The organism is Kamptonema animale CS-326, from assembly GCF_028330895.1.
Lineage (GTDB): Bacteria > Cyanobacteriota > Cyanobacteriia > Cyanobacteriales > Microcoleaceae > Kamptonema > Kamptonema formosum.
Map to the genome: position 1 here is coordinate 1 of NZ_JAQMUA010000110.1, position 6,606 is coordinate 6,606.

Annotated in this window: 3 protein-coding genes; 1 reads left to right on the forward strand and 2 read right to left on the reverse strand. The window is 47.8% G+C overall.

Features of this window, described 5'->3' with window-relative positions:
- Positions 1-1,031 (forward strand): calcium-binding protein (locus PN499_RS06345; RefSeq protein WP_417063863.1); only part of this gene is annotated, 1,031 nt, incomplete at its 5' end.
- Between the two features lie 298 nt (positions 1,032-1,329).
- Here the strand turns inward: PN499_RS06345 and PN499_RS06350 are convergent.
- Together PN499_RS06350 and PN499_RS06355 are read right to left on the reverse strand one after the other, a co-directional pair.
- Complete coding sequence (locus PN499_RS06350; RefSeq protein WP_272030848.1) at positions 1,330-2,919, reverse strand: glycoside hydrolase family 57 protein; 1,590 nt, start codon at positions 2,917-2,919, stop codon at positions 1,330-1,332.
- A 265-nt stretch (positions 2,920-3,184) separates the two neighbouring features.
- Complete coding sequence (locus PN499_RS06355) at positions 3,185-6,454, reverse strand: EAL domain-containing protein (protein ID WP_272030849.1); 3,270 nt, start codon at positions 6,452-6,454, stop codon at positions 3,185-3,187.
- Between the last annotated feature and the right edge of the window lie 152 nt (positions 6,455-6,606).

Sequence of the window (6,606 nt, forward strand, 5' to 3'; positions counted from 1 at the left end):
CTATTACGCCAACTCCTACCGCCACGCCAACTCCTACCAGTACACCTACACCTACAGTACCTCCAGGTACTCCCACAGTCATTTTCCTTGAACCACTTGGCAGTACCGACGTACTCGAAAGCTTGGGCAGCGATATATACAAAGTGCGATTAAATAATCAGCCAACTACTAATGTCACCGTTGCTATTACCCCTGGAACCCAAGTTACCGTCAGCCAACCTGCCCTTACTTTTACTCCTGCCAATTGGAATATCGCCCAAACGTTAACGGTGACTGCGGTTAACGATGCGGTTGTTGAGGGCGATCGTGTCAGCGCGATCGCCCATGCCACCACCAGTGCTGACACATTGTATAATAATCTCGCCGCCCCTCTTACAGTCAATATCAGCGATAACGACAACTTAGGCGATGTCAAAACCTTGTCCCAAAAGTCAGTAATCGGTTTGACAGATAAGGACGATCGCATAACAGGATCGGCATTGAATGACATTATCCACGCACGCCCCGGCAATGATTATCTTGATGGCAAAGCAGGGGATGACTTGCTTTACGGACAAAAAGGTGATGACGGTATCAGCGGCGGTGATGGCAATGACATTATTTTTGGCGGCCAAGGAATTGAATTTATTCGCGGTGACGGTGGTACTGACTTGATTTATGGAGGTAAGGAAAGCGATCGCATTTACAGCGGCGATGGTGACGATCTACTGTTTGGTGACGCGGGCAATGATTACTTATTTGGAGAAATGGGGGCCGACACTATCACAGGCGGATTGGGTTTTGATGTGTTTGCGATCGCGATCGGCACTGGCGGAACCAGCTTAGTCGCTGCCGATGTAATTACTGATTTTACCCCAAATCAAGACAAAATTGATTTATTGAGTTCCCTTACTTTTAACCACTTAAATATCTCTCAAGGCACAGGTCTAAATATTGCTGATACAATCATTCAGTACCAGGTAACGGGTGAATATTTAGCTATATTAAAGGGAGTAACTGCCAGTAGTGTAGTTCAGGGAGTAACTGTTTAGGACATTCTAAGTAGAAGGAAGAAGGAAGAAGGAAGAAAAATTTAGTTATCTAGGAGAGAAGGAAGAATGTTTATACAGTCAGCTTTTTAGCCATCCCGATCTTATGTTTAATTAGGTGGATTTACTTAGTTTCCTCAAACCCTTAATTCTATTCCCTTCTTCCTCTTCTTTCCCTAGCCCCTAGGCCCTAGCCCCTAGCCCCTAACCGCTGAAAGCGGTTGCAGTCGCCCACAAAAAAGCTCCCCCAGGGGGAGAGCCAAGAAGTTTTGAGTTTTGAGTTGCCTCTTCCTTCTTACTCCTAAAGCGATCTATAGACCCGGTAGTTAATTTCAGGGAAGATATTATCGATCGCCTCCACCTTTTCCAACCAACCGGAGTCAACCTTGCCCTCTTTCACCTCATCATAGAGTTTGTGCAAACGCATTAAATGCGATCGCGTCCGCCGTACCGCATAAGGAACCATAGTCCCCGTCCGCATAATAAACGCCCAGTCAGAAGACTGAGCTAGCAACAATTCCCGCGCCGCCTGGTTAAGAGCCCGCCACTCCAACTCATCCGCAGGTTCGCGGTTTCCCAGCTCAATCATCCGCTCAGTCGCCTTATGCAAGTGCGGGTAAATCCAAGCATTAGTATCATTGAGCCAATACTCGTGGAACCCCCGGAAACCCCAACTTGACTGAGAAGGGCGACAAACTTGCTGAGTAGGGTTTCCCTGCAAATAATCTGCCAAGTGAGTCATCTCGTAAGTATGTTGGTCATACCAAGACTTACGGAACAAATAATCTAAGAACCAAGGGCCCTCATACCACCAGTGGCCAAAAAGTTCAGCATCATAAGGCGAAACAATAATCGGAGGCCGCTGCATAATCCCGTAGAGGTGATCTACTTGGCGTTCCCGGTTGAAAGTAAAATTGCTAGCGTGCTCCGCCGTCTTTTCCCTTGCCCAGTAGGGGTCATAAAGGGCCTTATCACCCAAACCCAAACCCCTGCCAGTAATTTTGTGATACTTAATCCCAGTATTCTTACGTTGACCATTGGGCATTATGTAGGGCTTAATGTAATCGTATTCGGCTTCCCAGCCCAAATCTTTATAGAATTCGCGATACTCTGGTGCTCCCGGATATCCCACCTCCGAAGACCAAACCTGCTGCGACGACTCATGATCGCGTCCAAACACCGCCACGCCAGACTCAGTAAAGATCGGAGCGTAGCTACCATAGCGCGGACGAGGACGAGCGTAAAGGATACCGTGACCGTCAGTGAGGAAATAGCGCAGCCCAGCATCGGCTAACATCCGCTCCAAGCCTTCATAGTAAGCACATTCGGGCAGCCAAATCCCTTTAGGAGGGCGACCGAAGTTTTGCTCGTAGTGTTCGCAGGCTACTTTAATTTGCGCCCACACTGCTTCGGGATACATCTTCATCAGTGGCAAATAGCCGTGAGTAGCGCCACAGGTGATAATTTCGAGGTTGTTAGTGTCTTGGAACTGCTTAAAGGCTTTTACCAAGTCGCGATCGTAGCGTTCCCAGAGGTTGCGGACTTGATTAAAGCTAGTAGCGTAGTGTTCCGCCAGATAGCGAACGTGACCGTTTTGGGCATTGTGTTCGATTTCTAGTTCGGTAAGTTCTTCTAGTTTAGCCAAATGGTCGTCGTAGCGGTCTTGGAGCAGAGGATCGCGCAACATCGCCACTAAAGGCGGTGTCATGCTCATAGTAATTTTGAAGTCAATGCCGTCGCGTTTTAGCCCTTCAAATACTTGTAGCAGGGGTACGTAGGTTTCAGTAATCGCCTCAAATAGCCATTCTTCTTCTAAAACGTAGTCGCTTTCGGGGTGGCGGACGAAAGGCAGGTGGGCGTGGAGAACGAGAGCGAGATAACCAATAGCCATAGTGACTCACATTGATTTAGTTATAAAACTGATGTCGGACTGGACAGCTTTTGATGTCGGACTGGACAGCTTTAATAAGATTTTAGGATTTTCAGGGCAAAAGAGATCATTTATAGTTGCTAATAGCTAATTGCTAATAGCTAATTGCTAATTGCTAATTGCTAATTGCTAATTGCTAATTGCTAATCCCTCCTAGTTACCTTCCCCATCCTCTCCATCTCCCCCTCTCCCTTTCCCTAGTCCCTAGCCCTGAGCATCGTAGCCCCTAGCCCCTGCTTTCAAAATCACCTTCATCCTTCGCTATCAAAGCCGCTGCTGCCCAACTGTCCACTGGTCTAGAAAAAAAGTATCCCTGCCCACCATCGCACTTTAAGGCTCTAAGTAGAGCGAGTTGGGAAGCCTTTTCCACTCCTTCGGCTACCACATCCATGCCTAGATTGTGGGCTAAGGTGACTATGGAGCGGACAATTTCAGTGGGATCGATGCTTCCCTGGTTGATGTTGCTTTCCACACCCATTCTGCTGACAAAGGAGCGGTCAATCTTTAGAGTATCAGTGGGGAAGCGGTGTAGATAACTTAAGGAAGAATAACCTGTGCCGAAGTCATCGATGCACAAGTGAATATTTCTAGCTTTGAGCTCTTTAAGGAGGGCGGTGACGGATTGGGAATTTTCCATCAGCACGCTTTCTGTAATTTCTAGTTTTAAACTCCGACCATCTAGGTCAGTTTCTCGGAGAATGCGATCGATTTGCGCGATTAAATCAGGTTGGGAAAACTGTTTAACGGAGAGATTGACGCTGACTGTTAAGGGGAGGCGGTGAGGAAATTGCTGCTGCCATTGGCGAATCTGGCGGCAGGACTCTCGTAGTACCCACTGACCAATGGGTATAATTAGTCCGGTTTCTTCTGCGACTGGGATAAATTCTGCGGGAGAAACTAAGCCGCGTTCTGGGTGTTGCAATCTGACAAGTGCCTCGAAACCTGTAATTTTGCCAGTTGAGAGGGATACTATCGGCTGGTAGTGAATCAAAAATTGGGGGATGGTAATTGGTAGGCGGTGATTGGTAGTTGGTAATTGAGAGAGGATTATGTTCTGCTCGTTGCTCTCGGCTGCTGCGGAGTTTTGAAGTTTTGGCGCTGTGCTGTTTATATACTGTTCTTTTTTAATTGCTTCGATCGCCTTTCGCAAGTCGTTTTCTATCTGCAACAGGCGCAAGGCGTGGGCGTGCATGGAGGTGTTGAAGACTTCGTGGCGGGCGCGACCTTTTTCTTTGGCGCGGTACATGGCTGTGTCTGCGTCGCGCAAGAGGTTGGCTGCGTCTTCACATTCGGGGGAACTCAGGGCGATGCCGATGCTGACGGTGATGAATACTTCGTGTCCGTCTAGAGTAAATGGGGATGTGAGTTCTTGGTGCAGTAGGTTGGCTAGATTGGTGGCACTACTTAGGCTGTCGATGTCTTCGAGCAAGATTACAAATTCGTCTCCGCCGAGGCGGGCCACTGTGTCTCCGGGGTGGAGGGATTTTTCGAGGCGGCGGGCGATCGCGATTAGCAGGCGATCGCCTATGGCGTGGCCTAAACTGTCGTTGACTACCTTAAATCGATCCAGATCTAGAAACATTACGGCAAACAAATAGTCTTTGCGCCGTTTGGCTATGGCGAAGGCATGATCTAAGCGTTCCCGAAATAGGGCGCGGTTGGCTAAACCTGTAAGTCCGTCGTGAAAAGCATCGTGCAGCAGTTGTTGTTCGGCTAATTTGCGGGCTGTGATGTCGTGACAGTTAATCACGATCCCGTTTACGGCTGGGTCGTGCAGTAAGTTGGTGGCTACGGCTTCTAATACGCACCAGGAACCGGTGCGGTGACGAACTCGGTACTCTATGGGTGATTGGCTGATACCTGGGTTTTGAATTGCTTTGCTGAGATTTTGCGCGATCGCTGCTGTGTCGTCTGGATGAGCTAGGCTGAGGGCGCTGCGACCGATCGCGATTTCGGGTGCGTATCCTAAAATTCGTTTGACTGAAGGGCTGATGTAATCGTATTCCCCGCTAGCGTTCAGAATTACGGTGATGTCGGTGGCGTTTTCAATTAAGGAGCGAAATCGCTGTTCTCTTTGACGGAGTGCTTCTTCTGCCTGTTTGCGTAAGCTAAGCTCGCCGTAGGCATTGCTGATATCGAGAGCTACTCCGTCTATGATTACATTGCCGTTGCTGTCTTTGGAAAAATGACCGCTATCTTGCACCCACTTTACCTGACCGGAGGTTGAGATGACTCGGTATTCCCGATGGCAAGGTTGAAGTGTCTCGATCGAAGTTTGTAGGGAGGTGTCGAACATGGCTTTGTCATCGGGATGGATGATTTCTATTAAGCTCTCTGGGCGGGCTATTGCTTCTGCTGGGGAAATGCCTGTAATTTCCTGCACGCCTGGGCTGATGTAAAGCAGTGACATATTGCCATCGGGATGGATGGCGATGCGGTAGACGGAGCCAGGAATGTTGGCCGCTATTGCTGCAAACTGTTGCTGGATCAGCCGTACAGATTCTTCTGCTCGTTTGCGCTCTGCGAGTTCGGCTTGGGCTTTTTGATAGAGTTCGGTTTGGTGGATGGCGATCGCGCACTGATCGGCAATTACTTTTACTAAGGATATTTCTTCTGAGTTCCATTCTCTAGGGCGATCGCATTGATGCAGGGAAATTACTCCTAAAAATGAGTCGCGGTATAGCAGGGGTATCATTGCTAGGGAACGGACTTCAAATATCCTCAGTAAGTCTTGTATTTGAGGCGGAAAGTTGTCAAAATCGGAGGCAATTACTGTTTCTCCTTGACTGAGAGTTTGGTAGTGTACTCTGGAGAATCCGCATTGAACTCCGATGATGTTTTCTCTGTTAGTAGCGGTCATGCTTACATAACAAGCTCTTGTTTGATTATTTATTTCTACTTTACAAATGAGGCAGCGCGTTGTTTCCAATGCTGTTTGTAACTGATCTACTGTTATTTGCATTACTTCGTCCAGAGCAAGAGTGCTCCGCATCGCCTGTACTATTCTATTAATGATTGCTTCTCGCTGAGCTTGACGCTGTAAGGAGGCGATCGCTTGTTGCTGTTGCCGACGCAGTTTAAATTCTCTCAGGGCTCTTTCTAAAACTGTGGGCAAGCGAAATAGTCTATCTTTTAATACAAAGTCTGTCATTCCAGCTTTAATGCACTCAACTGCTGCTTCTTCGCCCAAACTCCCCGTTACCAGAATCAAAGGAATTTCTTGTCCTGATTGCTGCACTAATTTCAACACCTCCAACCCATTAAAACCAGGTAGGCGATAATCTGCCAGAACAGCATCGTAAGTGGTATTTGTAAGTAAATCTTCGCAATCTCTGGCTGTTTCAACTCGATCCCATGTAAAATTTACACCTGCTGATTCTAAGGCGAGTACCATCAGTTCTGCATCTTCCGCCACGTCTTCTACAATCAACAAGTGTAGAGGTAAGTCCTGTAGCTGTTTCAGTTGTTGGGGCTGGATTTGAGATTCCTGAAACATTGGTAATTGGTAATTGGTAATTGGTAATTGGTAATTGGTAATTGGTAATTGATAATTGGTAATTGGGGAAAAATTCTCTCAGTCTCCCTTTCCCCCTTTCCCCCTTCCTTCTTCCCTTCTTCCCTTCTTCCCTAGCCCCTAGCCCCTAGCCC